This is a genomic window from Lentzea sp. NBC_00516 (genome assembly GCF_036346835.1).
Taxonomy (GTDB): Bacteria; Actinomycetota; Actinomycetes; order Mycobacteriales; family Pseudonocardiaceae; genus Lentzea; species Lentzea sokolovensis.
In genome coordinates, this window is sequence record NZ_CP107840.1 from 6,595,001 (window position 1) to 6,620,608 (window position 25,608).

Here is a 25,608-nt window from a genome sequence, read left to right on the forward strand (position 1 = left end):
TGGAGCCGGTCTAAGGCTTGGCCCTCGCCAGCCCCTGCTCCGCCGCGCCCATGCTGAACACGATCCCCTCGGTCCGGTTGATCGCCTCGGTCCGCCGGGCGGAAGCAGGCACCCGAGTCAGGTCCACCAGCCGGATCGGCGGTCCCAGCTCCACCAGCGTGGGCGTGTAGGAGGCCTCGACCACCGTCCACCCGGCAGGCCGCTGCTCGAACTTGAACCGCGCGATCGCGCCCTCCTCGGTCACCCCGCGAGGCTCCGAGTGCCGGGCGACCTCGTTGCCGAGCCCGTAGACGACCCACTTGTCGCCGATCTTCTCGAACGGCTGCACGACGTGCACGTGCGTCCCGATGATCAGGTCCAGAGCGGGGTCGGCCAGCAACTGACGGGCCAGCGCCTTCTGGTCGGCGGTCGCCTCGTGCTGGTACTCGTTGCCCCACTGCACGGACAGCACGACGACCTCGGCGCCGGCGGCACGGGCGGCACGGGCGTCGGCCAGGATCTTGTCCGCGTTGATCTGGTTCGCGCGCCACGGCTGGGGCAGCGGGATGCCGTTGAAGCCGTAGGTGAACGACAGCTGGGCCACCTTCACCCCGCCCGCGTCCAGGATCAGCGGCGCGGCGGATTCCTCCTGTGTGCGGAACGAGCCGGTGTGCTTCAGGCCGACGGCGTCCATCGCGTCCAACGTCGACGTGATCGCCGAGACGCCGCGGTCCAGCGTGTGGTTCGAGGCGGTCGAGCACGAGTCGTACCCCACGTCGACCAGGCCCTTCGCCACCTCGGGCGGCGCCAGGAAGGCCGGGTAGCCGAAGAACGGGCCCTCCTTCGGGCCGAGCGGCACCTCCAGGTGACACAAGGAGAGGTCGGCCTTCAGGGTGTCCTTGATGCCCGAGAACAACGGCAGGAAGTCGCGTCCGGCCGCGCCGCCGTCGGCGACCGCCTGCTCGGTCAGCGCCGGGTGGATCAGGATGTCGCCACCGGCGGTCAGCACGAACGAGCGCGGCGGAGGCGGGCCCTGGGAAGTCGAGGCGGGCGTGGGAGATGCCGAGGTGATGACGACGGGCGAGCCGGTGCACGCGGACAGCAGAAACCCGGTGACCAGCACGAATGCCGGCCACCGGATCCCACGCTTCAGCGCTGCCGCCTGCGCCGCAGGACCACGAACAGCACGACCGCCAGCGCTGCGGCCGCGAGGGGCAGCACGCGCTTCAACACCGGAACGCCTGCCGTGTCGATCAGGTCGATCGGCTCGTCGGGGACCACTCGGAGATGCTGCTGTTGCGCCACCTCGTCAGGATCCACGGATCCCAGCGTGCTCGCCAGGCATTCCGCGAACTGGTCGACGAGCTTGCCGCTGACCTCGGCGATCAGGCCGCGGCCGAGTTGCGCCGGACGGCCCGTGATCGCCAGGTCGGTCTCCACCTCGACCGAGTCGCCGACCACGAAGGTCACGACCGCGGACGCCGTGCCGTTGCCACGGGTGTCTTTGCCCGCGGCTTTCATGACGGCGCGGCGCAGTACCGGGTCGATCTCCACGAACTCGCCGGTCCCCCGGTACAGCAGTTGCACCGGGCCGAGCTTGACCTTCACCTCCCCGCCGAACGACTTGCCGTCCACCGAGGTCAGCGTGGCGCCGGGCAGGCAGGGCGCCACCCGTTCCGGATCGATCAGCGCCGCCCACACCTCCTCGGCGGGCCCCGGCGACGCGAACGAATGCGTCAACTTCATCCCGCGACCGCCGCCGTCAGCGCACGACCGGTCAGCACGCGGGCCAGGTTGTCCTTGTAGCTGTCACCGGTGGACGCCCGCAGCGCCGCCTCGGAGATCACCTCGGCGGAAGCGGGCTGCCCGACCAGGGCCTCCTCGACGTCGACGGCCCGCAGCGGCCCGGATCCAAGGTTCGTGAGGCCGACCCTGGCAGCGGAGATGGATCCGTCACGCACCTGCACGGCCGCCGCGACCGCGACGATCGACCACGCCTGCGCGACCCGGTTGAGCTTCTCGTAGTGCGCGCCCCAGCCGGTGTACTTCGGCACGCGGACGTCGAGCAGGATCTCGTCGGGGGCCAGCGCCGTCGTGAAGTAGTCGACGAAGAACTCCGCCGCCGGCACCTCACGCCGTCCGCCGGGACCGGCGATGATCATCACCGCGTCCAGTGCCAGCGCGGGTGCCAGCAGGTCGCCGGCCGGATCCGCGTGGCACAGCGAGCCGCCGAACGTGCCGCGGTGCCGGATCTGCGGGTCGGCCACCGTGTCCGTGACCAGTTTCAAGAGCAACGCGTGGTCGTGCACCAGATGATCGCGCTGCACCTCGTAATGCGTGGTCATGGCACCGATGAGCAACGAGTCGCCGTCGTCGCGCACGCCCGTCAGCTCGGTCAGGCCGCCGATGTCGATCAACGCCGTGGGCGCCGCCAGCCGCATCCGCAGCACCGGCACGAGCGACTGCCCGCCCGCGATGATCTTGGCGTCCTCGCCCTCCTCCGCCAGCATCCGCACGGCTTCGTCCACAGTGGACGGGAACAGGTACTTGAACTCCGCCGGGATCACGACTGTCCTCCCTGCGCGTCGATCGAACCGAGCCCACCCGCGGCCACTTCGCCCGCGCCTTCGTCCGGCCGGCCCTGCAGAGCGGTCCACACGCGTTCCGGCGACATCGGCATCTCGATGTCCCGCACGCCCAGGTGCCGCACGGCGTCCAGCACGCTGTTGACCACGGCCGGTGTCGAGGCGATCGTGCCCGCCTCGCCGACTCCCTTGGCGCCCAACGGGTTGGACGTCGCCGGCGTCTCGGTGCGGTCCGTCAGGAAAGCCGGCAGATCCGCCGCGCACGGCACGAGGTAGTCGGCGAACGTCGCCGTCGTCAGCGTGCCCATCTCGTCGTGGGTGGCCTCTTCGTACAACGCCTGCGCGATGCCCTGCGCGAGCCCGCCGTGCACCTGACCGTCGACGATCAACGGGTTCATGACCGTGCCGACGTCGTCCACCGCCACGTACCGGCTGATGCGAACCATGCCCGTCTCGGTGTCGACTTCCGTTGCGCACAAGTGGGTTCCGTGCGGGAACGAGAAGTTGTCCGGGTCGAACGTGGCGTCGGCGTCCATGCCGGGTTCCATGCCCTCGGGCAGGTCGTGCGCGACGTGCGCGGCCAGCACGACGTCACCCAACGTCCGCACGGTCGACGTGCCGCGAACGGAGAACGAACCGGCAGCGAACTCCACGTCCGACTCGTCGCACTCCATCATGTGCGCGGCCAACGTCCGTGCCTTCGCGAGCACCTTCTCCGCCGCGTGCACCAGAGCGGTGCCGCCGACGGCCAGCGAACGCGAGCCGTAGCTGTCCATGCCCTTGTGCGACGTGGCCGTGTCGCCGTGCAGCACCTCGACGTCCTCGAACGGCACGCCGAGCCGGTCGGCGACGATCTGCGACCACACCGTCTCGTGGCCCTGGCCGTGCGGCGAGGTCCCGGTGATCACCTCGACCTTGCCGGTGGGCAGCATGCGGATCGACGCGGTCTCCCATCCGCCCGCGGCATAACGCAAAGCGCCCAGCACACGGGACGGCGCGAGGCCGCACATCTCGGTGTAGGTGGAGATTCCGATGCCGAGCTGCACCACGTCACCCGAGGAACGACGGCGTGCCTGCTCCTCGCGCAACTCGTCGTACCCGAACAGTTCCATCGCGCGAGCCGTCGCGGCCTCGTAGTTGCCGGAGTCGTAGGTCAGCCCGGCGACCGTGTTGAACGGGAACTCCTCGTGCTTGATCCAGTTCATCTCGCGGATCTTCATCGGCTCCATGCCGAGCTCGACCGCGAGTTCGTCCATCATCCGCTCGATCGCGAACGTGGCCTCGGGCCGTCCGGCGCCGCGATAGGCGTCGGTGGGCACCTTGTTCGTGAACACGTTGGTGCACACGAACCGGTAGGCGGCGAACTTGTAGATCGAGTTGAACATGAACGCGCCCAGGATCGGCACACCCGGCGTGACCAGGCGCAGGTAGGCGCCCATGTCGGCGAGCAGTTCGACCTTCAGGCCGGTCACGGTGCCGTCGCGGCGGGCGGACAGCGTGAGCTTCTGGATCTGGTCGCGGCCGTGGTGCGCGGACAGCATCGACTCGGTGCGCGACTCCGTCCACTTCACCGGACGGCCCATCCGGCGCGCGACCAGCAGGCACAGCACCTCTTCCGGCGTGACCTGGAGCTTGCCGCCGAACCCGCCGCCGACGTCCGGCGCGATCACGCGGAGTTTGTGCTCGGCGATGCCCGTGACGGCCGACAGCATCCAGCGCAGGATGTGCGGGATCTGCGTCGCGGACCAGACCGTGTACATGCCCGCGGTCGTGTCCACGACGACCGAACGGGGTTCCATGAACGCCGGGATCAGCCGCTGCTGCTTGAACGTCCGCTCGATCACGACCTCGGCCGACGCGATCTCGTCCTCGACGTTGGTCCCGGCCCCCGCCTCGGCGGAGTCGAAGATCCACGTGGCGCACTTGTTCGTGCCGAGGTCTTCGTGCACGAGATCGTTGTCCCGCAACGCTTCTTCCATGTCGAGCACGACCGGCAGCTCGTCGTAGTCGACGTCGATGGCCTCCAGCGCGTCCGCGGCCCGGTACGCGCTGTCGGCGATCACGAGGGCGACGGCCTCACCGGCGAAGTTGACCTGACCGACGGCCAGCGCGGGCGCGGGCGGGGCCTTCATGTCCTCGGTGATCGGCCACGCGCAGGGCAGAGATCCCTGCTCCGCGGCGAGATCCTCACCGGTGAGCACCACGGCCACGCCGGGCATCGACGTCGCGCGGCTGACATCGATGTTGGTGATGCGGGCGTGCGCCATGGGGCTGCGCAGCACCGCCATGTGCAGCATGCCGGTCAGCTGGAGGTTGTCGGTCCAGGTGGTCTGGCCGGTGATCAGCCGCGCGTCCTCCTTGCGGAGCCGGGCCCTGCCGATCTCCGGTTCCGCGGTGGCGGTCATTCGCCACCTACCGCGTGCGGTGTCCGCTGCTCGATCTCCGGGCCCGCGCCGGGTTTCATCCGCTGTGCGGCGTCCTGAACCGCGCGCACGATGTTCTGGTAGCCCGTGCAGCGGCAGAGGTTGCCCTCCAGGCCTTTGCGCACGGTCTCGTCGTCGGGATCCGACTCGTCGGCGAGCAGGTCGATCGCCTGCATGATCATCCCGGGCGTGCAGAAACCGCACTGCAACGCGTGGTTGGAGTGGAACGCCTCCTGCACCGGATGCAGCTTGCCGTCGCGGGCGAGGCCTTCGATGGTGGTGACCTCGTGCCCGTTCGCCTGCACGGCGAGCATCTGGCAAGACTTCACGCTGTGGCCATCGAGGTGGACAGTGCAGGCGCCGCAGTTGCCGGTGTCGCAACCGACGACGGTGCCGGTCTTGCCCAAACGCTCCCTCAGGTAGTGCACGAGCAGGAGGCGTGGTTCGACCTCGTCGGCGTAGGTCACTCCGTCGACGTTGACCGAGATGTGCATTGAAACCCTCCCAGGGTGGTGGGCCTTCAGTGACGAGGGTCACTTCAGCTTGCTCCCTGTTTGCGCGTTCAACAACCCGATCAACGATGAATCGGGTCCTCGATCTCCGTCAGCCGGCGCCCGGTTCCCTTCCACCGCAAGGAGATGATCTCGGCGGCAATCGCAACTGCGGTCTCTTCCGGGGTTCTGGCGCCGAGATCGAGCCCGATAGGCGACGACAACGCCGTAAGTTCGGATTCGGTCAAACCAGCTTCCCTCAACCGTTCCAGCCGATCTTCGTGCGTGCGCCGGGACCCCATCGCTCCGATGTAGCCGACCTTCAGTCGCAACGCGACTTCCAGCAGCGGCACGTCGAACTTCGGATCGTGCGTGAGAACGGCGATGACCGTGCGTTCGTCGAGCTTGGACGCTTCGCCTTCGAGGTACCTGTGCGGCCAGGCGACGACGACCTCGTCCGCCTCCGGAAAACGGCTGCGCGTCGCGAAGACCGGTCGCGCATCGCAGACGGTGACCCGGTAGCCGAGGAACGCGCCGAGCCGGGCCATCGCGGCGGCGAAGTCGATCGCACCGAACACGAGCATGCGCGGCGGCGGTTCGAACGAGTTCACGAACACGCTCATGCCCTCGCCGCGCCGCTGGCCGTCCGGGCCGTACTGGAGCACGCCGGTGCGGCCGGAAGCCAGCATGCCGCGCGCGTCGTCCGCGACGGCGTCGTCGATCCGTGCGCTCCCAAGGCTGCCGTCACGCCGGTCCGGCCAGATGACCATGCGCCGGCCGATGCCGTCCGGATGCTCGATGACCGTCGCGACGGCCACCGGCTCCTCGGCGCGCACCGTCTCCACGACCTCGCCGAGCTGCGGAAACGTCTCGGCGTTGATCTTCTCGACGTAGATGTCGATGATCCCGCCGCAGGTCAGCCCGACGGCGAACGCGTCGTCGTCGCTCACGCCGTAGCGCTGCAGGACCGGGCCGCCGGTCTCCTGCGCGAGGTCGTAGACGGCGCCCTCGACGCAGCCGCCGGACACGCTGCCGACCGCCTCGCCGTCCTGCGTCACGAGCATCGCCGCGCCCGCCGGCCGGGGCGCCGAGCTGAACGTCGCGACCACCGTGCCGACGCCGACCGTCTCGCCGTTCGCCACCCGTTCGGCGAGGTCGTAGAGGACATCACGCACGGCGCACCTCCTTCAGCAGTTCTTCCAAAGCGTGCACGCTGTGGCCCGCGACCATCGTGTCGACGTGCGGGAGCGCCGCCACCACGCCGCTCTGCAACGGCCGGTAGCCCGGTTTGCCCGCGTGCGGGTTGGCCCAGATGACCTTGTGGCTCACGCGTCTCAGCCTCGCCATCTCGGTCGCCAGCAGGCTCGGGTCGCCGCGTTCCCAGCCGTCGCTGAACAGCACGACCACCGCACCTCGTTGCCGCCACTGCTGGTTGAACCGCCGCAGCGAGTCGCCGAGCCGGGTGCCGCCCTCGTAGTCCGGGATCGCCCGTCCAGCGGCTCGCAAAGCCCGTTCCGGATCGCGTTCGCGCAACTGACGGGTGACGCGGGTGAGCCGGGTGCCGATCGTGCGGACCTCGACGGGCATGGCGTGGGCGATGACGTGCGCGAACCGCAGCAACGCGTCCGAGTAGGCGGCCATCGAGCCGGACACGTCGATCAGCAGCACCAGCCGGCGCGCCTTCACGCCGCGGCGGCGATGGCGCGGCAGGGCGATCTCGCCACCGGTCTCGATCATCGCGCGCACGGTCCTGGCCAGGTCCATCCGGCCGCGACGGGCCTTGCGGAGCCGGCGCGACCGTCTGCGCGGCGGGAGCGGTGTCAGCCTGGCGATCAGCGGTGCCGCGTCGAACTCGGAGATGTCCTTGTGCTTCAACACTTCCACATCGGACGCGGCCACACCGACGGTGACCGAGTCAAGTTCGATCGTCGTGCGCGGACGGGGCGGCGTGCCACCGAAGTACGCCCGGTAGGCGGCGTCGTAGCGCGGCAGGTCGTCCGGGTCGGCGCACAGCGTGAGGCGCCCGGCCCAGTAGAGGTCGACGTGTTCGGTGGCCCGCAGGAACGCCTGGACGCGGTCCGGCCCGCACGGGAGTCCGGCGCCCCGCAGGACGCGCGTGAACCCGACGCAGGCTTCCGTCACCCCACGATTGTGCTCCCGATCACGCGTTCCGCGTCCTCCCGGTACTTCAGGACGGCTCCGAGCGTCGTCACGTCCGGTTCGGTGCGGCCCAGCGCCTGCAGCGCCCGCGCCCAGTCCAGCGACTCCGCCACGCCCGGCGGCTTCAGCAGGTCGAGGCCACGCATCTGCTGAACGGCCTCGGCGACCTTGCGCGCGAGCCGTTCGTCGAGGCCGGGCAGGGTGCGCCGGAGGATCGCGATCTCCCGATCGAGCGAGGGGTGCTCCAGCCAGTGGTAGAGGCAACGGCGCTTCAGCGCGTCGTGCACCTCGCGGGTCCGGTTCGAGGTCAGCACGGTCAGCGGCGGCGTCGTGGCCCTGATCTCGCCGAACTCGGGGATGCTCACCGCGTTCTCGGACAGCACCTCCAGCAGGAACGCCTCGAACTCGTCGTCCGCCCGGTCGATCTCGTCGACGAGCAGCACGCACGGCGCTGTCTCCAGAGCCTGCAGCAGCGGCCGGGCCAGCAGGAACCGTCGCGTGTAGAGGGAGGCCTCGTCCACCTCGCCGCGCGTCTCCAGGACGCGCAGGTGCATGAGCTGACGCGGGTAGTCCCAGTCGTACAGGGCCTGTGTGGCGTCGATGCCCTCGTGGCACTGCAGCCGGATCAGCGGGACGTCCATCGACTTCGCCAGCGCCAGCGCCAGCGAGGTCTTGCCGGTGCCGGGTTCGCCTTCGAGGAACAGCGGCCGTCCCATCGCGACCGCGAGGAACGCCGCCGTGGCCACCCCGCCGTCCGGCAGGTACCCCGCGCGGTCGAGCCCTGACGCGAGCTCCTCAGGGGACTCCATGAGCCTCAGAGTACGACTACGGTGGGGAAATGGGTTCGATCAAGCAGATCCAGGTCACGTTCGACTGCACGGAACCACCACGCGTCGCCCAGTTCTGGGCCGAGGTGCTGGGCTACGACGCACAGCCGGACACAGACGGTTCGTGGTCTGCCTGCAACGACCCCACCGGCGTGGGCCCGCGGCTGTTCTTCCAGCGCGTTCCCGAGGGCAAGACCGTGAAGAACCGGGTCCACATCGACGTTCGGGCCGGCAGCGGAATGGTGGGCCGCGACCGCCTCGCCGCGCTTCAGGCCGAGCGTGCACGGCTGGAGGCGATCGGCGCGGTGTGCGTGCGCGTCATGGTGGCCGACGAGGAGAACGAGTCGTGCATCGTGATGCAGGACGTCGAGGGCAACGAGTTCTGCCTCGACTGAACCCTGGGGTCCGGACCGGGGATCAGGGTCGGGTTCGGGGTGGTCACCGATGTGCGGGGCTGTGGTTTCGACGAATCTTGAGCCATGACGAACAACGTGCTCAACGAAGCCACTGACCAGGTCAAGAAGCTCCGCAGGAGCCGTAGCGACAAGATGCTCGCCGGCGTCTGCGGCGGTCTCGCCAAGATGATCGGTGTGGACGCCGCGATCCTGCGGATCATCCTCGTGGCGGCGACGCTGCTCGGGTTCGGCACCGGAGCGATCCTCTACGTCGCCGCCTGGATCCTCATGCCCGTGGAAGACGCGGCCGTGTAAGCGTGATCAGCGTGGAAACCCGGGAACGCCAGGTAACCGTTGCCAGGGGTGGGGTCCGGTGAGGGGCCGGTACTCCACCCCCAGAGCATCGAGCCTCGGGAGATGGTGTTCCCGCAGCCGTTGCACGAACTCGGGATCCTTCTCCGCCGGGGACCACACGACCTCGGCGAACGCGGCCAGCCTCGGGAACGCCGCGTAGTCCACCCGCCGGGCCGAGTCGAGGTGCTCGGTCCAGATGTTCGCCTGCGCGCCCAGCAGCCGTCCGGGCTCCGCGCCCGTGAGGCCCTCGGGCACCGGATCCCACGCGTAGACGTCCTCCAGCGTGGTCACCGTCCCCACCGGGATCGGCTCGTCCGGTGACTCCGACTGCCGGTAGTCCAGATAAACGTGCTGCTCAGGGCACATCACCACGTCGTGGCCCTCGCCCAGTGCCGTGATGCCGCCCTCGACCCCGCGCCACGACGCGACGACCGTGCCCGCCGGCAGCGGTCCCGACTCGAGGATCTCGTCCCACCCGTACGGCCGCCGTCCGTTGCGAACGATGTGCTTCGCGATCGCCCTGACCAGTTCGCCGTCGTGGCCGGGAGCCTCGTCGCCGCCCAGTCCGATGATCTCCGCCGGGAAGACGTCCATCAGCTCGTCGAACACGTTCCGAAAGAAGTCCACTGTGGACTCCTCGGTGTTGAGCACGCGTTCGTTGACGCCCCAGTCGGTCCAGACACCACCGCCGTGCACGCCGAGTTCCGGATAGGCCGCGATCGCCGCCTGCGAGTGACCGGGAATGTCGATCTCCGGAATCACCGTGATGTACCGCTGACGGGCGTACTCGACGATCTCCCGCAGGTCCTCCTGCGTGTAGAAACCGCCGTGCGGCCTGCCTTTCATGCCCGCGGAGCGCCGGTCACCGAACCGCGAGTCCTCCCGCCACGACCCTGCCTCGGTGAGCTTCGGGTAGCGCTTGACCTCGAAGCGCCAGCCCTGGTCGTCGGTCAGGTGCAGGTGCAGGACGTTGAGCTTGTGCACGGACAGCAGCTCGACGTACCGCAGCACCTCCCGCTTGGGCAGGAAGTGCCGCGATACGTCCAGCATCACGCCACGCCACGCGAACCGCGGGTGGTCCACGATCTCGCACGCGGGGATGTACGCCGGTTTCTCGCCCGCAGCCCGGAACGCCTGGGCGCCCAGCAACTGCCGCAGGGTCTGCAGCGCGTTCATCTCGCCGGCCGCGTCGTTCGCCTCGATCAGCACGCCGGCGTCGGACGAGAGCAACCGGTAACCGCCGGGCGGGCCGTCGACGAGGACCGTCTGCCAGCCCTGGTACTCGCAGAGTCTCCCGCCGTCCACGTAGGACACCGGGCGTGGGAGGAGGTTCATCCCTTCACCGCCCCCGCGAGTCCGGACACCAGCCGGCGCTGCACGAGCACGAAGAAGATGAGCACGGGGATGGTCATCAGGGTGGAGCCCGCCATGATCGCGCCCCAATCGTTCTGGTCGGGTTTGACGAACACCTGAAGAGCCAGAGGCAGGGTCTGGTTCTCCACGGCCGAGATGATGAACGTCTTGGCGAACAGGAAGTCGTTCCAGGCGTGGATGAACGACAGCACGCTCGTCGCCACCAGGCCGGGCGCGACGAGCGGGAACAGCACCTGCCACAGGAACCGGAACCGCGAGGCGCCGTCCAGGGTGGCGGCCTCCTCCAGTTCCACCGGCACCGCGGCGACGAAGCCTCGCAGCATCCAGATGGCGAACGGCAGGCTGAAGGCCAGGTGCACCAGCACGAGCGAGCCCAGGTGGTTCAGGCCGAACACGGGGACCGAGTCACCGACGGACCGCATCAGGAAGAACAGCGGCACGGTCAACGCCTCGACCGGCACCATCTGCACGACCAGCAGCATGATCAGCAACGTCGTGCGGCTGCGGAACCGGAAGCGGGTCAGCGCCGTCGCCGCCAGGAACGAGATCACGATGCTCAGGAGCACCACGATCACCGCGACGATGATGCTGTTCAGGAAGTAGCGCCCGAAGTTCGCGACGGTCAGCGCCCGCGTGAAGCTGTCGAGCGTCGGGCGGGTCGTCCACGGCACCGGGTCGGCCGAGATGATCTCGTCCTCCGGTTTGAACGCGGACAGCACCATCCAGAACAGCGGGAACGCCACGACCGCGGCGATGACGAGGACGAAGCCCTCGGTCAGCCAGCGCCTCACAGGACCTCCCCCGACCGCCGCAGCGCGCGGAGGTAGAACATCGTGATTCCCAGCAGCAGCACGGTCATCACGACACCGATGGTCGCGCCCAGTCCGTACTCCGACGCCGCGAACGCCTGCTGGTAGGCGTAGACGTTGAGCACGAGGTTGCGCCCGGCGATGCCGCCGCCGTTCGTCATCACGTAGATCTGCGTGAAGACCTTGAAGTCCCAGATGATCGACTGGATCGTCACCACGAGGATGATCGGCTTCAGCAACGGGAGCGTGACGCTCCACGCCGTGCGGAACGCCGACGCGCCGTCCAGTGCCGCTGCCTCCAGCACCTCGCCCGGAATCGCCTTGATGCCCGCGAAGAGCGTCACCATGACGAACGGGAACGAGCACCAGATCACCTGCGCGGCAACGAGTCCGAACGCCGTCCACTTGTCGAACGTCCAGGAGAAGCCCTGGATGCCCAGGACCTCGTTCACGAACCCGAAGTTCGCGTCGAACAGGAAGAGCCAGATCGTCGAGCCGGCGACGGCGGGCGTAGACCACGCGCCGAGCGCCGCCAGGAACAACGTCATGCGCACCCACGTGCGAACGCGGGTGGCCAAGATCGCGAGAAACGCGCCCACAAGCAACGTGCCGACCACGCAGACCGCCGCGAAGGCGACGGTCTGCCCGAACACCGCCCAGAACTGCTGGTCTCCCAGCAGTTTCTGGTAGTTCCCGAGACCGAGGAACTCGAGCGGCGCTCCGCCGCTGACCTGTTCCTGGCCGTAGTCGTAGAGCGAGATGAGCACCAGCTGATAGATCGGGTAGGCCAGCAGGCCCCCGAGGATCAGCAGCGCTGGAGCCAGGTAGGCGAACGCGGTCCGCCCCTGGCCTTTGGCGGTCATGCTCACGACGTGAAGGCCGCGTTCATCGTCTTGGCGGCGTCCGCGGTGGCCGTGTCGACGTTCTTCGCGCCGGTGACGATCTCCTGGAGCATCGTCGGCACCACGGTCTGCGCCTCGATCTTCGCCCACGCCGGCGTGACGGGGACGAACTTCGTGCCGGACTGCAGGGTCTTCGTGAACGGCTCCAGGAACTTGTCGGAGTCCGCGACCTGCTTCTGCACGTCGCCGAACGTCGGCAGGTTGCCCATCGCCGTGTACATCTTCTGCTGGTACTTCTTCGACGCGAGCAGCTGCGTGAACTCGTTCGCGAGCGTCTTGCGCTGCGTGCCCTTCATGACGCCGAGCAGGTTGCCGCCGGCGAACGCGGGCGCGACCGAGCCCTTCGTCTTGCCGGGCAACGGCACGACGCCGTACTTGCCCGCGGCCGAGGAAGCGTCGACGGACTTGCGGTTGAAGTCGCCACCGATGGTCATCGCGGCCTTGCCCGCGCGGAACGCCTCGACGCTCGCGTCACCGCCGTTGCCCGCGCAGGTGGCGGGCGGGCAGATGTCGTCCTTGATCAGCTCGGTGTACTTCGCGACGCCGGCCTTGGCCTCGGCGCTGTCGATCGTGGCGGTGAACTTGCCGCCGTCCGACTTGGCGATGTCGCCGCCCTGCGCCCAGATGAACGGCAGCGCCGCGAACAGGTACTTGCCGCCGGCCGAGATGCCGATCAGTTCGGGCTTCTTCTGCCTGATCTCACGAGCCGTGGTCGCGATCTCGTCCAACGTCGTCGGCGGCTTGAGGCCGAGCTCGGTGAACACGTCCGTGCGGTAGTACAACGCGCGCACGCCGACGAACCACGGCACGCCGTACGTCTTGCCGTCGACCTTGGCCGTGTCGAGGATCGACGGGACCAGGTCCTTCGACTCGTCCCACTTGCCCAGGTCGAGCTCGGAGAAGCCGCCGGCGGAGACGTAGCCCGCGAGGTCGGTGTTGCCGAACTCGGCGACGTCCGGAGCGCTCTTCGGGTCGCTGAACGCGGCCTTGAAGCGCTCCGCCCGGCTCGACACCTGGATGTACTGGACGTCGACGGTGACGCCGCTGTGCTTGCCCTGGAACTCGGAGATCGCCTCCTTCACCACGGCTTCCTTCGGACCTCGGTTGACCTCGTCGAACAACCAGACCCGCAACTGCCCGGTCTGCTCGTCGGTGCCAGAGTTCGTAGGTCCTGACTGCACCGGTGCGCAGGCGACCACCGCGCCCACGCCCAGCACGGCCACAAGTGCCTTCAGCCTCATCGCGCCCTCCGCATTGCATATAGTGCAACAGCCATTCCACAGGAAGCAACGTGACTGTAGAACGGACCAGGGCAAGGGTCTAGACCAGACGATTCACCCATTCCCGAACTGATGCGAAGTCGACCGGTGAGTCCCAGCCGGACGGACGGACCGCGCTGCCGACGTGAAATCCCTTCACGCCCGCTGCCAGCAGTTCCGGGACGTGGCGAGCCTGCAGACCGCCGCCGACGAGCAGCGCGGGAGGCGCCTGGTCGGCCAGTTTCTTCAGGTTCTCGATTCCGTCCTCGACGCCCTTCGCGCTGCCGGCGGCGAGCACCGTGTCGCAGCCGAGGGTCTGCACGACCTCCCAGGAGCGGAAGACGTCGTTCGAGTTGTCCAGCGCGCGGTGGAAGGTCCAGGCGCAGCCCTCCAGTTCGGCGAGGAGGTTGAGCGTGACGCCCTCGTCGATCTCGCCCTCCGCGTCGAGGAAGCCGAGGACGAACTCGGTGGCGCCGGCCTCCCTGAGCTCCCACGCCTGCCGGCGCAGGTGCTTGAGGTTGTTCGGCGCGAACCCCTTGGCGTCCCTGAGCATCACGCGGATGGGGATGTCCACGGCGCTTCGGACCTCTTTGAAGGTGGCGACCGACGGCGTGAGCCCGTCCGAGGCCATGTCGGCGACCAGTTCGAGCCGGTCAGCGCCTCCCGCCTGGGCGGCAACGGCGTCCTTCGCGTCCAGTGCGATCACTTCGAGAATCGGCATGGTCTAGACCATAACGGTCTTTGCCGTGTGCTTTCGGGAATCGCGGAGCCTCGTCGCCTGTTCGTGCGTCGGAGGCTGTATCTGCTCGCCTGAACCCCGCTCTTTTTGGATGAGCGCTTTGTTCAGGCGTGGAGCACGCGTCAGCCGGTTCGAGGGGTGCCGGCCGGCGCGGGCTCCCACCACTGGCGGCCCGTGACTCGGAGGGGGAATCACGGGCCGCTGGCATACCCGGAGGAAGATGAGGGTCAACCCGGCGGTGATACTGCTCCAATCGAGTGAATTTGGTATCTACCGCCCAGTTAGCCCTTCATGAGTTGGCGGACGGCGCTGACAGGGCGGCCGATCGGAGGTGCTGCATGGACGAGCTGCACACGGCGGATGACCGAACGCCGTGGGACGGGCTTGAAGGCACCGAACGGCACGCGATGTGCGTGGAAGCCGCACGTGAGGGCAACCGCAACGCGCTGGACGTCCTGGTGACCGAGCTGACCCCGCTGTTGTGGCACGTCGCCCGCGGCCAGGGCCTGGACAGGGCCGCCGCGGAGGACGTGGTGCAGACCGTGTGGCTGGCGTTCTTGAAGAACATCGAGAACATCAACGAGCCCAAAGCCCTGGTCGGCTACCTGGTGGTCACAACGAGGCGTGAAGCACGCCGAACCTGGACACCCAACAAGCGTGAGACGCACCTGTCCGACGAATACGCCGAACAGCTCGAGTCCGACACCGGCCTGCCGGAGGACGTGACGCTGCTGGACGACCGCGACCGCCGCCTGTGGCTCGCGTTCGGCCGCCTGACCACGAGGTGCCAGGAACTGCTCCGACTCACCGTGCTCGCGGGCCGCGCGGAGTACCGGGCAGTCGCCGAGGCACTGGCCATGCCCCACGGCAGCATCGGTCCGACCAGGGGACGGTGTCTGACACTGCTGCGCAACTACCTGGAGACGGAAGGAGGATCGCGGTGAACGAGATCGACCCGCGCGACGACCGCAGGGGCCCTGAGGACACCGCAGTCCTCTCCGAGCTGAACAGGCTCGTCGACGAACTGGACCCGCCACCCGCCGACCTGGTGGACCGCGTGAAGTTCGCGATCGCCCTGGAATCCCTGGACGTGGAGGTCGCGCGCTGGGAGCGGGCCGGATCGTTCGCCGGGGTCCGGGGCGGGCAGACCGGCACGATCACGTTCACGGTCGACAACCTGACGTTGATGGTGAACTTCACCTCGACCGGGTCACGGCACCGGATCGACGGGTGGCTGGTGCCCGCCGGGGAGCACGAGGTCGAGGTGCGGGTCGCCGATCATCAGTCGTCCTGTACTCGGGCTGACGATGGTGGGCGGTTCGTTCTGCCGGACGTGCCGGCCGGGACCACGCAGATCCTGGTGCACCTGGTGAATTCTCGTGGAGAGCCCGGGCGGACCGTCGTCACGCCCACGATCATGCTTTGAGCTTCGACTGGGGTTTCTGGGGTTCGCGTCTCTTCGGCTGAGTGACCGGCAACGGCCGGCCGCAGGGATGCCTGCGGCCGGCCGTTGTCCCCCCTTGGCAGCGACCTAGGACTGAATGCCGCCGTGCCCGATGACGACGGCGCCGCGGTCACACCACACGGTCGAGACACCGCCGTTCGCGGCGCGAGTGCCGAAGTGGCGGTACACGAATCCGTTGTCCGTGCGCTTGCAGTCGATGAAGCCGGTGAAGAAGTTGCCGAGGCCGGTGCACCTCACATTGGCACCGCGGTGGCCTTCCGCACCGGTGATGGGCGCAGCGCTGCAGCTGGCCTGCACCGACACCTCACCCGACGGCGCGGCGGACGCCGGTGCCGCGAGCCCTGCGAATCCCCCGATCGCAATGGCCGACGCCGCCAGAACAGTTGCGTACTTCGCCTTCATTCACATCCCCCTCTTGATGGATCAGCCCTTTGTGGACTGGTCTCATCCTTTCGGCAGGGCGGTTTCCCGGACAGATCACCGACCGGTCACGTGTGACCGGTCGGTGATTTCCGTTCATCAGGCCCGAAATGCCGAAAGGCCCGGCTCGCCGATGCGAACCGGGCCTTTCAGAGGTGGTGCGAAGCGGACGGACTCAGAAGTCCATGCCGCCGGCGTCCGGCGCGGAAGGCGCGGCGTTCTTCTCCGGCTTGTCCGCGACGACGGCTTCCGTCGTCAGGAACAGGGCGGCGATGGACGCGGCGTTCTGCAGCGCGGAACGGGTGACCTTGGCCGGGTCGATGATGCCGGCCTTGATCAGGTCCTTGTACTCGCCGGTCGCGGCGTCCAGGCCCTCGCCAGAGGGGAGGGACTTGACGCGCTCGACCACGACGCCGCCTTCGAGGCCGGCGTTGATGGCGATCTGCTTCAGCGGAGCCTCGACGGCGACCCTGACGATGTTGGCGCCAGTGGCCTCGTCGCCCGTGAGCTTCAGGCCCGCGAAGGCAACCTCGGCAGCCTGAAGCAGCGCGACGCCACCACCGGCGACGATGCCCTCTTCAACGGCGGCCTTGGCGTTGCGGACCGCGTCTTCGATGCGGTGCTTGCGCTCCTTGAGCTCGACCTCGGTGGCCGCGCCCGCCTTGATGACGGCGACGCCGCCGGCGAGCTTGGCGAGGCGCTCCTGGAGCTTCTCGCGGTCGTAGTCGGAGTCCGACTTCTCGATCTCGGCGCGGATCTGGTTGACGCGACCCTGGATCTGCTCCGCGTCACCGGCACCCTCGACGATGGTCGTCTCGTCCTTGGTGACGACGACCTTGCGGGCCTTGCCCAGCAGCGAGATGTCGGCGTTCTCCAGCTTCAGGCCGACGTCCTCGGTGATGACCTGGCCACCGGTGAGGGTGGCGATGTCCTGGAGGATGGCCTTGCGGCGGTCACCGAAGCCAGGCGCCTTGACGGCGACGGACTTGAAGGTGCCACGGATCTTGTTCACGACCAGGGTCGCCAGGGCCTCGCCCTCGACGTCCTCGGAGATGATCAGCAGCGGCTTGCCGCCCTGCATGACCTTCTCCAGGAGCGGGAGCAGGTCCTTGACCGTGGAGATCTTGGAGCCGAACAGCAGGATGTACGGGTCCTCGAGGGTCGCTTCCTGACGCTCGGGGTCGGTCACGAAGTAACCGGAGATGTAGCCCTTGTCGAAGCGCATGCCCTCGGTGAGCTCAAGCTCGAGACCGAGGGTGTTGCTCTCCTCGACGGTGATGACGCCTTCCTTGCCGACCTTGTCCATCGCCTCGGCGATGAGCTCGCCGATCGTGGGGTCAGCGGCGGAGATGGACGCGGTAGCAGCGATCTGCTCCTTCGTCTCGATCTCCTTGGCGTTCTTCAGCAGCTGCTCGGCAATGGCCTCGACGGCCTGCTCGATGCCGCGCTTGAGGCCGAGCGGGTTCGCACCCGCGGCCACGTTGCGCAGGCCCTCGCGGACCAGTGCCTGGGCGAGCACCGTCGCGGTGGTGGTGCCGTCACCAGCGACGTCATCGGTCTTCTTCGCGACCTCCTTGACGAGCTCGGCCCCGATCTTCTCCCACGGGTCCTCGAGCTCGATCTCCTTCGCGATGGAGACACCATCGTTGGTGATGGTCGGCGCGCCCCACTTCTTCTCGAGCACGACGTTGCGGCCCTTCGGGCCGAGCGTCACCTTGACGGCGTCAGCGAGGATGTTCATCCCGCGCTCGAGACCGCGACGGGCTTCCTCGTCGAACGCAATCATCTTGGCCATTGCGGTGTGTTCCTCCGCTTATGTGGATTCTGGGCCACCGCGAGCGCATGCCCGCAGCGGAACCGATGCGCGTGGCCAGGCTCGGTGCCCGCGACGGACGACCCCGGAGGGCCTCACCGTCCCAGCCTCACTTTTTGGCACTCAATTGAGCCGAGTGCTAAGTCGGTTTTAGCACTCGGGCACGTCGAGTGCAAGCGAACCCAGGGGACTCTCAGCGAGACGTGCGCACCGGCACAGAGGTGGGCAGCGGCTTGTTCGAGGTCGGTTCGTCGCCGATGTTCAGCGACGGCGCGGAGCTCGTCTTGGGCTGACGTGCGGGCTCGTCACCCGGCGACAGGATCACCACCACGACGATGATCACCAAGATCGCCACCGCGGCCGCGATGACCGGCGCGAACCACGCGGGGCGTTCCTTCTTGCGGGCCGTGAACGCACTCACACCCACCTGGTTCGGCGGGCGCAGCCGGACCGGGTCCGACAGGGGCTGCTGGTAGCCGCCGGCCTGGTACTGACCCTGCTGGACCGGCATCGGCCCGGACATCGGCGCTTGAGCCGGGAACGAGCCGGACTGCGGCCCGAGTTGAGCGGGAGCCGAGCCCTGCGCGACTCCGGCGAGAGCGACGCGGGCGGCGTTGATGAGCTCGGCGCAGTTCGCGTACCGCTGCGACGGGTCCTTCGAGGTGCCCTTGCGGATCACGTCGTCGATGGCCGGCGGCAACGACACGACCTGTGACAACGCGGGAACGACGCTGCCGAGGTGGCCGTGGATGACCTCCTGCACGCCGCCCTGGAACGGCGGGCGGCCCGACAGGCAGGCGAAGATCATGCAGGCGAGCGCGTACTGGTCGGTGCGGCCGTCGACGGGCTCGCCGCGCAGGTGTTCCGGCGCCGCGTAGGTGGGCGAGCCGAGGAAATCACCCGTTCGGGTGCGGTGGCCGGTGGCGCCGCGGCGGGTGAGGCCGAAGTCGGCGACGTAGACGTGCTCGCGCACGCCTTCCTTCTGGGTCACCAGCACGTTGGCGGGCTTCACGTCGAGGTGCACGAGGCCCTTGCCGTGCAGCATGTCGAGCGCTTCGGCCACCTGGGCGAGCAGCGACAACGTGCGCGCGGGGGTGAGCGGCCCCTCCTTGATGTGCCCGGACAGGTCCTGCCCGTCCACGAGCCGCATGGCGATGTAGAGCAGGCCGTCGACCTCGTCGAAGTCGTACAGCGGCACGATGTTCGCGTGGTCGATCGCGGAGGTGTTGCGCGCCTCGTCGACGAACCGCTCGCGGAACTCCGCGTCGGGCGCGAGGTGCTCACCGATGACCTTGAGCGCGACCTTCCGGCCGAGTCTCACGTCCGTGGCCCGGTACGTCACGCTCATGCCACCACGACCAAGCACACCGTCGATCCGGTAATGCGCGATTCGCCGTCCGCTCAGGTCCTCCGACACGCAAGGCAGCCTAACGTCCGGCCAGATCGGCTTGCCCCGGGTTGGCCGAAGCCGTGATCAGAGTGACGTCTAGCTCGCCCTGCGCACGTCCGACGCCTGGCTGCGGCCGTCCCGGCCCGCCTGCACCTCGAACTCGACCCGGTCGCCTTCCGACAGGGTCCGGAAGCCTTCCATCTGGATCGCCGAGTAGTGCACGAACACGTCGGGCCCGCCATCGGTCGCGATGAAGCCGTATCCCTTTTCGGAGTTGAACCACTTGACGGTACCGAGAGCCAAGACGTCCTCCTTCAGATCACGCATCTCGCGCAAAGCGCAGAGAGCAACGCTAAAAGAAGAAATCTCACTCGGATACCTCCTTACGGAGTCATGAACGGGAGCTGACTCCGTTGGCGCGCAACCAGGTGGTGAGCCGGCGGGGTCCGCGCGTCTGCGTCAGCACGGCACCGGGACCGGCGAAGTCGAACACCAGGCCCTCACCGGTCTGAATGGATTGCACGCCATCGGGCACGGACGGCCGGAGACGGCATTGCACGGTGTCCGCGAACGCCACGACGTGATCGCTGCTGATGGTCACCGCTTCCCCTGCTTCCAGCGTCACGAGGTCGAGCGCGCCGTAACAGGCGAGCACCATCGCGCCCTTGCCGTGCGCGTAGTTCATGAAGCCCTCGACGCCTCCGAAGATCGCCTGCATCGGCGGTGCCCCGGGGTTCATCGCCATCGTGCTGCTCGACGCGATCCAGCTGTGCCGGGCGAAGCACCAGCCGTACGCGCCGTCGAGTTCGATCTGGTGCAGGTCACCGGGCAGCACCGGGGCCGCGTCGATCCAGCCGCCCTCCGCGCCCGAGGTGCACAGCGCCACCGCCTTCGCGCCCGCGCCCTTCACCTCGACCGTGAGCCCGTAGCTCGTGGCCGCGATGGTCAGCGGGTCGACCAGCACCGCCTCGTCGGGCGCGAGGACGAGTCTCGCCACGCCGAACGTCGGTGTGTGCCTGGTCCGGACCTGCACGAACAACACCTCCGGGAAGGAAACGAGGCAAAGCGGGCGTCACGAGCACCGCGACGTTGGCAGTATGCAGTCGTGTCCCCCACCACTGTCGCCGAACACCGCCAGCGCGTCGCGGAGCTCGTCGGGTCGATGCCCGTGCTGCAGCTACCGCTCGACGAGTGCCTCGGGCTCGTGCTCGCCGCCGACGTCATCGCGCCGCTCGACCTGCCGCCGTTCGACAACTCCGCGATGGACGGGTACGCGGTGCGGGCCGCCGATCTGGCCGGTGAGCTCCCGGTCCGGTTGACCGTCGCCGACGACATCCCCGCGGGCCGCACGCAGCTGAACCCGCTGGTGCCCGGCACCGTTCAGCGGATCATGACCGGCGCCCCGCTGCCGCCCGGCGCGGACGCGGTGGTCCAGGTCGAGTGGACCGATGCCGGCACGGAGACCGTGAGGATCGACCGGGCCGTGGCGCCCGGCCAGAACATCCGCACCGGTGGCGACGACGTGCGCAAGGGCGACGCGGTGCTGGCCGCGGGCACGGTGCTGCGCCCGTCCACGCTCGGTCTCGCCTCCGCCCTCGGCTTCCCCGAGCTGCCGGTGCGCCGCCGTCCGCGCGTGCTGGTCCTGTCGACGGGCTCCGAGCTGGTCGAACCGGGCAAGCCGCTGCAGCCTGGGCAGATCTACGAGTCGAACGGCATGATGCTCGCCTCGTCCGTGCGGGACGCGGGCTGCGTCGCCGTGCAGCTGCGGTTCGTGCCGGACGACGTCGAGGAGTTCCACCGCGCGCTGGCGCCGTACCTCGGTTCGGTGGACGTGATCGTGACGTCCGGCGGGGTCAGCGCGGGCGCGTACGAGGTGGTCAAGGACGCTTTCGCGAGCCACGACGTGCAGTTCACCAAGGTCGCGATGCAGCCGGGCGGGCCGCAGGGCTCCGGCCGGTACGAGGGCGTGCCGGTGCTGTCGCTGCCGGGCAACCCGGTGAGCGCGCAGGTGTCGTTCGAGGTGTTCGTGCGGCCGGCACTGCTCGCGTCCATGGGCTACACGCAGCCGGAACGCCACACGGCGCGAGCGACCATCACGACTTCTCTCACCTCTCCCGCGGGGAAGACTCAGTTCCGGCGCGGCCTGCACGACCCGTCGTCCGGCGAGGTCGTGACGCCCGTCGGCGGGCCGGGGTCGCACCTGCTGTCGGCGCTCGCGCTGTCGAACTGCCTGATCGAGGTGCCCGAGGACGTCACGGAGCTGGCGGCGGGGGCCGAGGTCACCGTCCGACACCTCCAATGAGAGCGGCGCTGGCCCTGGTGATGCTCGCCGGGTTCTTCGTGCTCGCGCTGGGCCTCACCGCGCTGCTGGGCGTCCTCGCGTACGTCCTGTTCGACCGGGGCGACGTCGAGGGCGGGGCCTTCCTCACCGCGTTGACGCTCATCGTCGGCGGGCCGTCGTTGTACGCGATGGTCAGGGCGTTCTGGGCCCGGCCGCGTCCGACCGGCGTCCCGCTGACCCGCGCGACGCACCCGGAGCTGTGGCGGCACGTCGACGAGCTGGCCGTGCTGGCCGGCACCCGCAGCCCTGACGACATCCGGCTCGTCAACGAGGCGAACGCGGGCGTGTGGGAGCGCCACGGCACGCGCTACCTGGAGCTGGGCCTGCCGTTCGTGGCCGGAATGACGATCGGTGAGCTGCGGTCGGTGGTCGCCCACGAGCTCGGCCACTACGGCGGCGGCCACACGCAGGTGTCGGCGGTGACGTTCCGCGCGAAGCTCGCCCTGGGGATGGTGATCGGGCAGGGCAGCTACCTGTCCGCCGTCCTCTACGCGTGGGCGAGGCTGTACGCGCTGGTCGCCGCCTCGGAGAGCCGCAAGCACGAGCGGTTCGCCGACGAGGTGTCCGTGGCTGCGGCCGGGGCGGAGGCGACGGCGCGGTCGTTGCTGCGCGGCGGCCCGCTCGGCGAGGCCTGGAACGAGTACCTGCGCTGGTACGTCTCGCTGGCCGTGCTGGCCGGGCGCACGCCGCCGTTGCTGGAGGGCTTCCGCGCCTACCTGGACCACCCGCGGCGGGTGCACCAGCTGCGCGAGATCGAGCCGCTGATGGCCGCGCAGGAACCGTCGTCGATCTTCGACAGCCATCCGCCGATCCGCGAGCGGGTGGCGACGATCAGGCAGCTCTCCCCGTTCTCCGGCGGTGTGGCGGAGGCGGTCGACGAACGGCGCGCGTGGTCGTTGCTCGACGGCACCCCGCCCGAGGCCGTCGCGGCGCTGGTCGGGGTGCAGGGGCCACCGATCACCTGGCAGGAGCTCGCGCCGCTGGCCGGGCCGGTGCTCGTGCGCCGCTACGCCGACGCGCTGCGGCACGCGGGCAGGGTGAGCAAGGTCGGCGAGACGCTGGCGGACGTGCTGGCGGCGTTGTCGCGCGCCGAGTTGCACAAGCTGACGGGGGCGCCCGTGGACGCGTCGCTGACCCCGGAGCAGGTGCACGACGCCGCCGTCGAGGCCGTGACGGAACTACTCGGTTGCATGGTGTCTGACCTGCTTGTGACGACTAACCGCGTGACGCTGGAACTCAACTGGGGCGGACTGTTCGTCCTGCGAACGCGCGACGGAGCTGCGGTCTATCCGGAAGACCTGGTCGCACCCGCCGTCCGTGACGCTAACCAGGTCGCCGAGGTGCGTTTCAGGCTGCAGACCCTCGGCGTCGACGGACTGTGACGGAACGCTCACCCAGCGACGTTGTTCACGCCATGTGACGGGGATTACACTGCCCGCAGGTGCCGGTCGGCCCGTGCATTCGTCGGGGGATGCATGGGCCGACCGGCCACTTGTCTTTCCGGCAGTCCCGATGGGCGGTTTGGCGTGTTGCCGTAGCGTGTTGGCGCCCGACAACTCACGGAAGCTACGGACCCCCAGACACGATGAGCAGCGAGAAGCCCGTCTCCCACTTCCTCGAACTCGCGCGCGGCATGGTGCCGCCGATGCACCCGGCAGGCCGCCCGTTCGTGGCCGCCGCGGCGATCGCGACCCTCCTCGTCCGGCTGCGCTTCAAGCGCCTGGGCGTAGTCCTCGCCCTGGTCACGGCGTGGGTGGCGTGGTTCTTCCGCGAGCCGAAGCGCGTGACGCCGACCCGTCCGAACCTCGCGGTGGCCCCGGCCGACGGCACCGTCTCGCACGTGGTCGACGCCGTCCCGCCCGCAGAGCTCGGCCTCGGCACCACGCCGATGACGCGCGTCAGCGTGTTCCTCTCGGTGTTCGACGTGCACGTGCAGCGCGTGCCCGCGGACGGCGAGGTCGTCCAGGTCTCGTACCACCCCGGCAAGTTCCTCTCGGCCGACCTCGACAAGGCCTCCGAGGAGAACGAGCGCAACACCGTGTGGCTGCGCACCGTCGACGGCCACGACCTCGTCGTCGTGCAGATCGCCGGCCTGGTCGCCCGCCGCATCGTGTGCGAGGTCGCCGAGGGCGAGAAGGTCACCGCAGGCCAGACCTACGGCCTGATCCGCTTCGGCTCGCGGGTGGACCTCTACGTGCCGCGCGGCAGCCGCGTCCTGGTCGAGGCGGGCCAGCGCACCATCGGCGGCGAGACCGTCCTCGCCGAGCTCCCGGAAGCCTGATGGCTCCCAGCGGGCCCGGCGTCCGCCTGCTGCCGAACGCGATCACCGTCCTGGCCATGTGCTCGGGCCTGTCCGCGGTGCACTTCGCGAACGTCGGCATGTGGGGCGCGGCCATCGCCTCGATCGCGGCAGCCGCCGTCTTCGACGGCCTGGACGGCCGCATCGCCCGCATGCTGGACGCGACGTCGAAGATGGGCGCGGAACTGGACTCGCTGGCCGACGCCATCTCGTTCGGCGTCGCACCGGCCCTCGCGATCTACCTGTGGAAGTTCGAGGGCAACCGCGCCGGCTGGGTCATCGCGCTGATCTTCGCGGTCTGCATGGTGGTCCGCCTCGCCCGCTTCAACACGTTGCTGGAAAAGGAACAACCGCCGTTCGCGAAGGAGTTCTTCGTAGGCGTCCCTGCTCCCGCAGGCGGGTTGTTGTTGCTGCTGCCTCTGATCATCGAGGAGCAGGTCCGCACCGCCGGCTGGTGGAACAACTCCTACGTCGTGGGCGCGTGGACCGTCCTGGTGGCGATGCTCCTGGTGTCGCGGATTCCCACCCTGTCGGTGAAGACGGTGAAGGTGCCGCCGCGCGCGGTGGCCCCGTTGCTGGTCGCCGTCGGCCTGCTGGCGGCCGCGATCATCACGTACCCGTTGGTGGCGCTGATCATCGCGATGGTCGTGTACCTGGCGCACCTGCCCTACTCGGTGCGGCGGTACATGTGGCTGTCCAAGCACCCGGAAGCCTGGACCGTCACCGGTGCTGATCGCCGGGCCATCAAGCGGGCGCACGGTGTCGCTGCTCGCCGTCTCGGCCTGCGTCAGCCTTTGCGCGGCCGCGTCGCTGGTGCGGCCATGCGCGCGGTGCGCCGGCCTCGGCGCGATGGTTCTGTCGCTGCCGCTGCAGAGAGCTCGGTGTCCTCTACCAACGGACGCCGTCGCTCTTGGCGCCAACTGGGGCTTCGGCGACAGCCGAAGCGTTGATCGATCCCCTGAACAGACTGCGGGCCGGACACGTTGAACGTGTCCGGCCCTTCTGCCGACCAAGGCCATGCCGAGCAAACCACGCACGATCCGTCGTTCTCACCAACAGGCAAGGCAGACAGACCGCACAGGGGCCTTCCGGAAGAAGCTCCCGGAAGGCCCCTACCCCACTCAGGCGGGCTGGTACTCCAGAATGGCAGGCATTGATCGGTGATCAGTGCCTTCCATCGTCATGACCACTTGCTTTCGAGAAGAATCGCCGAGCCAGCCGATAAAACTCTCCAAAGACCTGAAGGAAGCCTCATCCGAGACATCCTCCGGATCAAAGGTGAATTCGATTTCCTCCACATCGAAGAAGTAGCAGGTGAACCAGATCTCTTCGACATGAATCGCCAGCCTGGCCGAGGCCTCACCATCAAGAGCGAGCAGGTCAAACAGCTCCCGCGCATTTACCAGCAGACCAGGCGGCTCTTCCGCGAGGGTCGTCGCGAACGACACCTCCCATCCGGTGGACGAGAGCGAGGAGAGCATTCGCTGCCAGTCCTCAACGCCGGCATCGAGAACGCAGACGTCACGCAACGCCCCATCCACCAGGAAGTCTTCGCTTCGGTAGTCCATCTGACCTTCTCCACG

At 68.7% G+C, this 25,608-nt stretch carries 27 protein-coding genes; 8 read left to right on the plus strand and 19 right to left on the minus strand.

Annotated elements, in window-relative coordinates; all coding sequences use genetic code 11:
* Window positions 1–10 precede the first annotated feature (10 nt).
* The 8 genes from OG205_RS29880 to OG205_RS29915 form a co-directional block, all read right to left on the minus strand.
* Complete coding sequence (locus tag OG205_RS29880; RefSeq protein ID WP_330271327.1) at window positions 11–1,102, minus strand: CapA family protein; 1,092 nt, start codon at window positions 1,100–1,102, stop codon at window positions 11–13.
* A gap of 26 nt (window positions 1,103–1,128) precedes the next feature.
* Window positions 1,129–1,725 (minus strand): SRPBCC family protein, encoded by a 597-nt coding sequence (locus OG205_RS29885; RefSeq protein ID WP_330271328.1) that lies wholly within the window; start codon window positions 1,723–1,725, stop codon window positions 1,129–1,131.
* The gene (locus tag OG205_RS29890) at window positions 1,722–2,546 is read right to left on the minus strand and encodes an FAD binding domain-containing protein (RefSeq protein WP_330271329.1); all 825 of its coding nucleotides are present in this window, start codon (window positions 2,544–2,546) and stop codon (window positions 1,722–1,724) included. Before OG205_RS29890 ends, OG205_RS29885 begins: the two co-directional genes overlap by 4 nt.
* Window positions 2,543–4,969 carry a xanthine dehydrogenase family protein molybdopterin-binding subunit gene (locus OG205_RS29895; protein ID WP_330271330.1) on the minus strand — a complete coding sequence of 809 codons (2,427 nt, stop codon included), beginning with the start codon at window positions 4,967–4,969 and terminating at the stop codon, window positions 2,543–2,545. The genes OG205_RS29890 and OG205_RS29895 overlap by 4 nt, the downstream gene beginning before the upstream one ends.
* Entirely contained in the window at window positions 4,966–5,481 is a 516-nt protein-coding gene (locus OG205_RS29900) for a (2Fe-2S)-binding protein (RefSeq protein WP_330271331.1), read from the minus strand. The genes OG205_RS29895 and OG205_RS29900 overlap by 4 nt, the downstream gene beginning before the upstream one ends.
* Before the next feature lie 80 nt (window positions 5,482–5,561).
* Window positions 5,562–6,653 (minus strand): XdhC/CoxI family protein, encoded by a 1,092-nt coding sequence (locus OG205_RS29905; RefSeq protein ID WP_330271332.1) that lies wholly within the window; start codon window positions 6,651–6,653, stop codon window positions 5,562–5,564.
* A complete protein-coding gene (locus OG205_RS29910) occupies window positions 6,646–7,620 on the minus strand; it encodes a vWA domain-containing protein (RefSeq protein ID WP_330271333.1) in 975 nt (324 codons plus the stop codon). Before OG205_RS29910 ends, OG205_RS29905 begins: the two co-directional genes overlap by 8 nt.
* Entirely contained in the window at window positions 7,617–8,447 is an 831-nt protein-coding gene (locus tag OG205_RS29915; RefSeq protein ID WP_330271334.1) for an AAA family ATPase, read from the minus strand. Before OG205_RS29915 ends, OG205_RS29910 begins: the two co-directional genes overlap by 4 nt.
* Before the next feature lie 29 nt (window positions 8,448–8,476).
* Between OG205_RS29915 and OG205_RS29920 the strand changes: the two genes are divergently transcribed.
* Together OG205_RS29920 and OG205_RS29925 are read left to right on the plus strand one after the other, a co-directional pair.
* On the plus strand, window positions 8,477–8,860 hold the full coding sequence (locus OG205_RS29920) for a VOC family protein (protein WP_330271335.1): 384 nt from the start codon (window positions 8,477–8,479) through the stop codon (window positions 8,858–8,860).
* A gap of 84 nt (window positions 8,861–8,944) precedes the next feature.
* Window positions 8,945–9,175 carry a PspC domain-containing protein gene (locus tag OG205_RS29925; protein WP_330271336.1) on the plus strand — a complete coding sequence of 77 codons (231 nt, stop codon included), beginning with the start codon at window positions 8,945–8,947 and terminating at the stop codon, window positions 9,173–9,175.
* 6 nt (window positions 9,176–9,181) lie between these two features.
* Here OG205_RS29925 and OG205_RS29930 read toward each other — a convergent pair whose 3' ends face one another.
* The 5 genes from OG205_RS29930 to OG205_RS29950 all read right to left on the minus strand — a co-directional run bounded on the left by OG205_RS29930 (window position 9,182) and on the right by OG205_RS29950 (window position 14,279).
* Window positions 9,182–10,549 (minus strand): beta-N-acetylhexosaminidase, encoded by a 1,368-nt coding sequence (locus tag OG205_RS29930; protein ID WP_330271337.1) that lies wholly within the window; start codon window positions 10,547–10,549, stop codon window positions 9,182–9,184.
* Window positions 10,546–11,379 (minus strand): carbohydrate ABC transporter permease, encoded by an 834-nt coding sequence (locus tag OG205_RS29935; RefSeq protein WP_330271338.1) that lies wholly within the window; start codon window positions 11,377–11,379, stop codon window positions 10,546–10,548. The genes OG205_RS29930 and OG205_RS29935 overlap by 4 nt, the downstream gene beginning before the upstream one ends.
* Window positions 11,376–12,260, minus strand: coding sequence for a carbohydrate ABC transporter permease (locus tag OG205_RS29940; protein ID WP_330271339.1), 885 nt, complete (start codon window positions 12,258–12,260; stop codon window positions 11,376–11,378). The genes OG205_RS29935 and OG205_RS29940 overlap by 4 nt, the downstream gene beginning before the upstream one ends.
* Window positions 12,261–12,262: 2 nt before the next feature.
* Complete coding sequence (locus OG205_RS29945) at window positions 12,263–13,540, minus strand: extracellular solute-binding protein (RefSeq protein WP_330271340.1); 1,278 nt, start codon at window positions 13,538–13,540, stop codon at window positions 12,263–12,265.
* Between the two features lie 79 nt (window positions 13,541–13,619).
* Complete coding sequence (locus OG205_RS29950; RefSeq protein WP_330271341.1) at window positions 13,620–14,279, minus strand: copper homeostasis protein CutC; 660 nt, start codon at window positions 14,277–14,279, stop codon at window positions 13,620–13,622.
* 356 nt (window positions 14,280–14,635) lie between these two features.
* On the opposite strand from OG205_RS29950, the gene OG205_RS29955 reads away from it, so the two are divergent.
* Both OG205_RS29955 and OG205_RS29960 read left to right on the plus strand, forming a co-directional pair.
* Complete coding sequence (locus OG205_RS29955) at window positions 14,636–15,241, plus strand: RNA polymerase sigma factor (RefSeq protein ID WP_330271342.1); 606 nt, start codon at window positions 14,636–14,638, stop codon at window positions 15,239–15,241.
* A gap of 5 nt (window positions 15,242–15,246) precedes the next feature.
* A complete protein-coding gene (locus OG205_RS29960) occupies window positions 15,247–15,723 on the plus strand; it encodes a carboxypeptidase regulatory-like domain-containing protein (RefSeq protein WP_169746023.1) in 477 nt (158 codons plus the stop codon).
* A gap of 105 nt (window positions 15,724–15,828) precedes the next feature.
* Here the strand turns inward: OG205_RS29960 and OG205_RS29965 are convergent, their stop codons facing one another.
* From OG205_RS29965 to OG205_RS29985, 5 genes are all read right to left on the minus strand, one after another.
* Window positions 15,829–16,164, minus strand: coding sequence for a hypothetical protein (locus OG205_RS29965; RefSeq protein WP_330271343.1), 336 nt, complete (start codon window positions 16,162–16,164; stop codon window positions 15,829–15,831).
* A 193-nt stretch (window positions 16,165–16,357) separates the two neighbouring features.
* Window positions 16,358–17,977 carry a chaperonin GroEL gene (gene groL, locus OG205_RS29970; protein WP_330271344.1) on the minus strand — a complete coding sequence of 540 codons (1,620 nt, stop codon included), beginning with the start codon at window positions 17,975–17,977 and terminating at the stop codon, window positions 16,358–16,360.
* Between the two features lie 211 nt (window positions 17,978–18,188).
* On the minus strand, window positions 18,189–19,412 hold the full coding sequence (locus tag OG205_RS29975; RefSeq protein ID WP_330271345.1) for a serine/threonine-protein kinase: 1,224 nt from the start codon (window positions 19,410–19,412) through the stop codon (window positions 18,189–18,191).
* Between the two features lie 69 nt (window positions 19,413–19,481).
* Complete coding sequence (locus tag OG205_RS29980; protein WP_090014840.1) at window positions 19,482–19,688, minus strand: cold-shock protein; 207 nt, start codon at window positions 19,686–19,688, stop codon at window positions 19,482–19,484.
* 88 nt (window positions 19,689–19,776) lie between these two features.
* Window positions 19,777–20,418, minus strand: coding sequence for an AIM24 family protein (locus OG205_RS29985; protein WP_330271346.1), 642 nt, complete (start codon window positions 20,416–20,418; stop codon window positions 19,777–19,779).
* Between the two features lie 72 nt (window positions 20,419–20,490).
* Here OG205_RS29985 and moeA point away from each other — a divergent pair, with 72 nt between their 5' ends.
* From moeA to pssA, 4 genes are all read left to right on the plus strand, one after another.
* On the plus strand, window positions 20,491–21,687 hold the full coding sequence (moeA, locus tag OG205_RS29990; RefSeq protein WP_330271347.1) for a molybdopterin molybdotransferase MoeA: 1,197 nt from the start codon (window positions 20,491–20,493) through the stop codon (window positions 21,685–21,687).
* Window positions 21,684–23,108, plus strand: a complete 1,425-nt coding sequence (locus tag OG205_RS29995; RefSeq protein ID WP_330271348.1) for a M48 family metalloprotease — start codon at window positions 21,684–21,686, stop codon at window positions 23,106–23,108. Before moeA ends, OG205_RS29995 begins: the two co-directional genes overlap by 4 nt.
* Before the next feature lie 203 nt (window positions 23,109–23,311).
* Complete coding sequence (locus tag OG205_RS30000) at window positions 23,312–24,007, plus strand: phosphatidylserine decarboxylase (RefSeq protein ID WP_330271349.1); 696 nt, start codon at window positions 23,312–23,314, stop codon at window positions 24,005–24,007.
* Window positions 24,007–24,975, plus strand: a complete 969-nt coding sequence (pssA, locus tag OG205_RS30005; RefSeq protein WP_442916599.1) for a CDP-diacylglycerol--serine O-phosphatidyltransferase — start codon at window positions 24,007–24,009, stop codon at window positions 24,973–24,975. The genes OG205_RS30000 and pssA overlap by 1 nt, the downstream gene beginning before the upstream one ends.
* A 171-nt stretch (window positions 24,976–25,146) precedes the next feature.
* Here the strand turns inward: pssA and OG205_RS30010 are convergent, their stop codons facing one another.
* Entirely contained in the window at window positions 25,147–25,593 is a 447-nt protein-coding gene (locus tag OG205_RS30010; protein ID WP_330271350.1) for a hypothetical protein, read from the minus strand.
* Window positions 25,594–25,608: the final 15 nt, after the last annotated feature.

Bases quoted from the DNA above. Each gene is read 5' to 3' on its own strand.
- OG205_RS29885 (WP_330271328.1), bottom strand. From the start codon at position 1,725: ATGAAGTTGACGCATTCGTTCGCGTCGCCGGGGCCCGCCGAGGAGGTG.
- OG205_RS29895 (WP_330271330.1), bottom strand. From the start codon at position 4,969: ATGACCGCCACCGCGGAACCGGAGATCGGCAGGGCCCGGCTCCGCAAG.
- OG205_RS29900 (WP_330271331.1), bottom strand. From the start codon at position 5,481: ATGCACATCTCGGTCAACGTCGACGGAGTGACCTACGCCGACGAGGTC.
- OG205_RS29915 (WP_330271334.1), bottom strand. From the start codon at position 8,447: ATGGAGTCCCCTGAGGAGCTCGCGTCAGGGCTCGACCGCGCGGGGTAC.
- OG205_RS29920 (WP_330271335.1), top strand. From the start codon at position 8,477: ATGGGTTCGATCAAGCAGATCCAGGTCACGTTCGACTGCACGGAACCA.
- OG205_RS29925 (WP_330271336.1), top strand. From the start codon at position 8,945: ATGACGAACAACGTGCTCAACGAAGCCACTGACCAGGTCAAGAAGCTC.
- OG205_RS29930 (WP_330271337.1), bottom strand. From the start codon at position 10,549: ATGAACCTCCTCCCACGCCCGGTGTCCTACGTGGACGGCGGGAGACTC.
- OG205_RS29940 (WP_330271339.1), bottom strand. From the start codon at position 12,260: ATGACCGCCAAAGGCCAGGGGCGGACCGCGTTCGCCTACCTGGCTCCA.
- OG205_RS29945 (WP_330271340.1), bottom strand. From the start codon at position 13,540: ATGAGGCTGAAGGCACTTGTGGCCGTGCTGGGCGTGGGCGCGGTGGTC.
- OG205_RS29950 (WP_330271341.1), bottom strand. From the start codon at position 14,279: ATGCCGATTCTCGAAGTGATCGCACTGGACGCGAAGGACGCCGTTGCC.
- OG205_RS29955 (WP_330271342.1), top strand. From the start codon at position 14,636: ATGGACGAGCTGCACACGGCGGATGACCGAACGCCGTGGGACGGGCTT.
- OG205_RS29965 (WP_330271343.1), bottom strand. From the start codon at position 16,164: ATGAAGGCGAAGTACGCAACTGTTCTGGCGGCGTCGGCCATTGCGATC.
- groL (WP_330271344.1), bottom strand. From the start codon at position 17,977: ATGGCCAAGATGATTGCGTTCGACGAGGAAGCCCGTCGCGGTCTCGAG.
- OG205_RS29995 (WP_330271348.1), top strand. From the start codon at position 21,684: ATGAGAGCGGCGCTGGCCCTGGTGATGCTCGCCGGGTTCTTCGTGCTC.
- OG205_RS30000 (WP_330271349.1), top strand. From the start codon at position 23,312: ATGAGCAGCGAGAAGCCCGTCTCCCACTTCCTCGAACTCGCGCGCGGC.
- pssA (WP_442916599.1), top strand. From the start codon at position 24,007: ATGGCTCCCAGCGGGCCCGGCGTCCGCCTGCTGCCGAACGCGATCACC.
- OG205_RS30010 (WP_330271350.1), bottom strand. From the start codon at position 25,593: ATGGACTACCGAAGCGAAGACTTCCTGGTGGATGGGGCGTTGCGTGAC.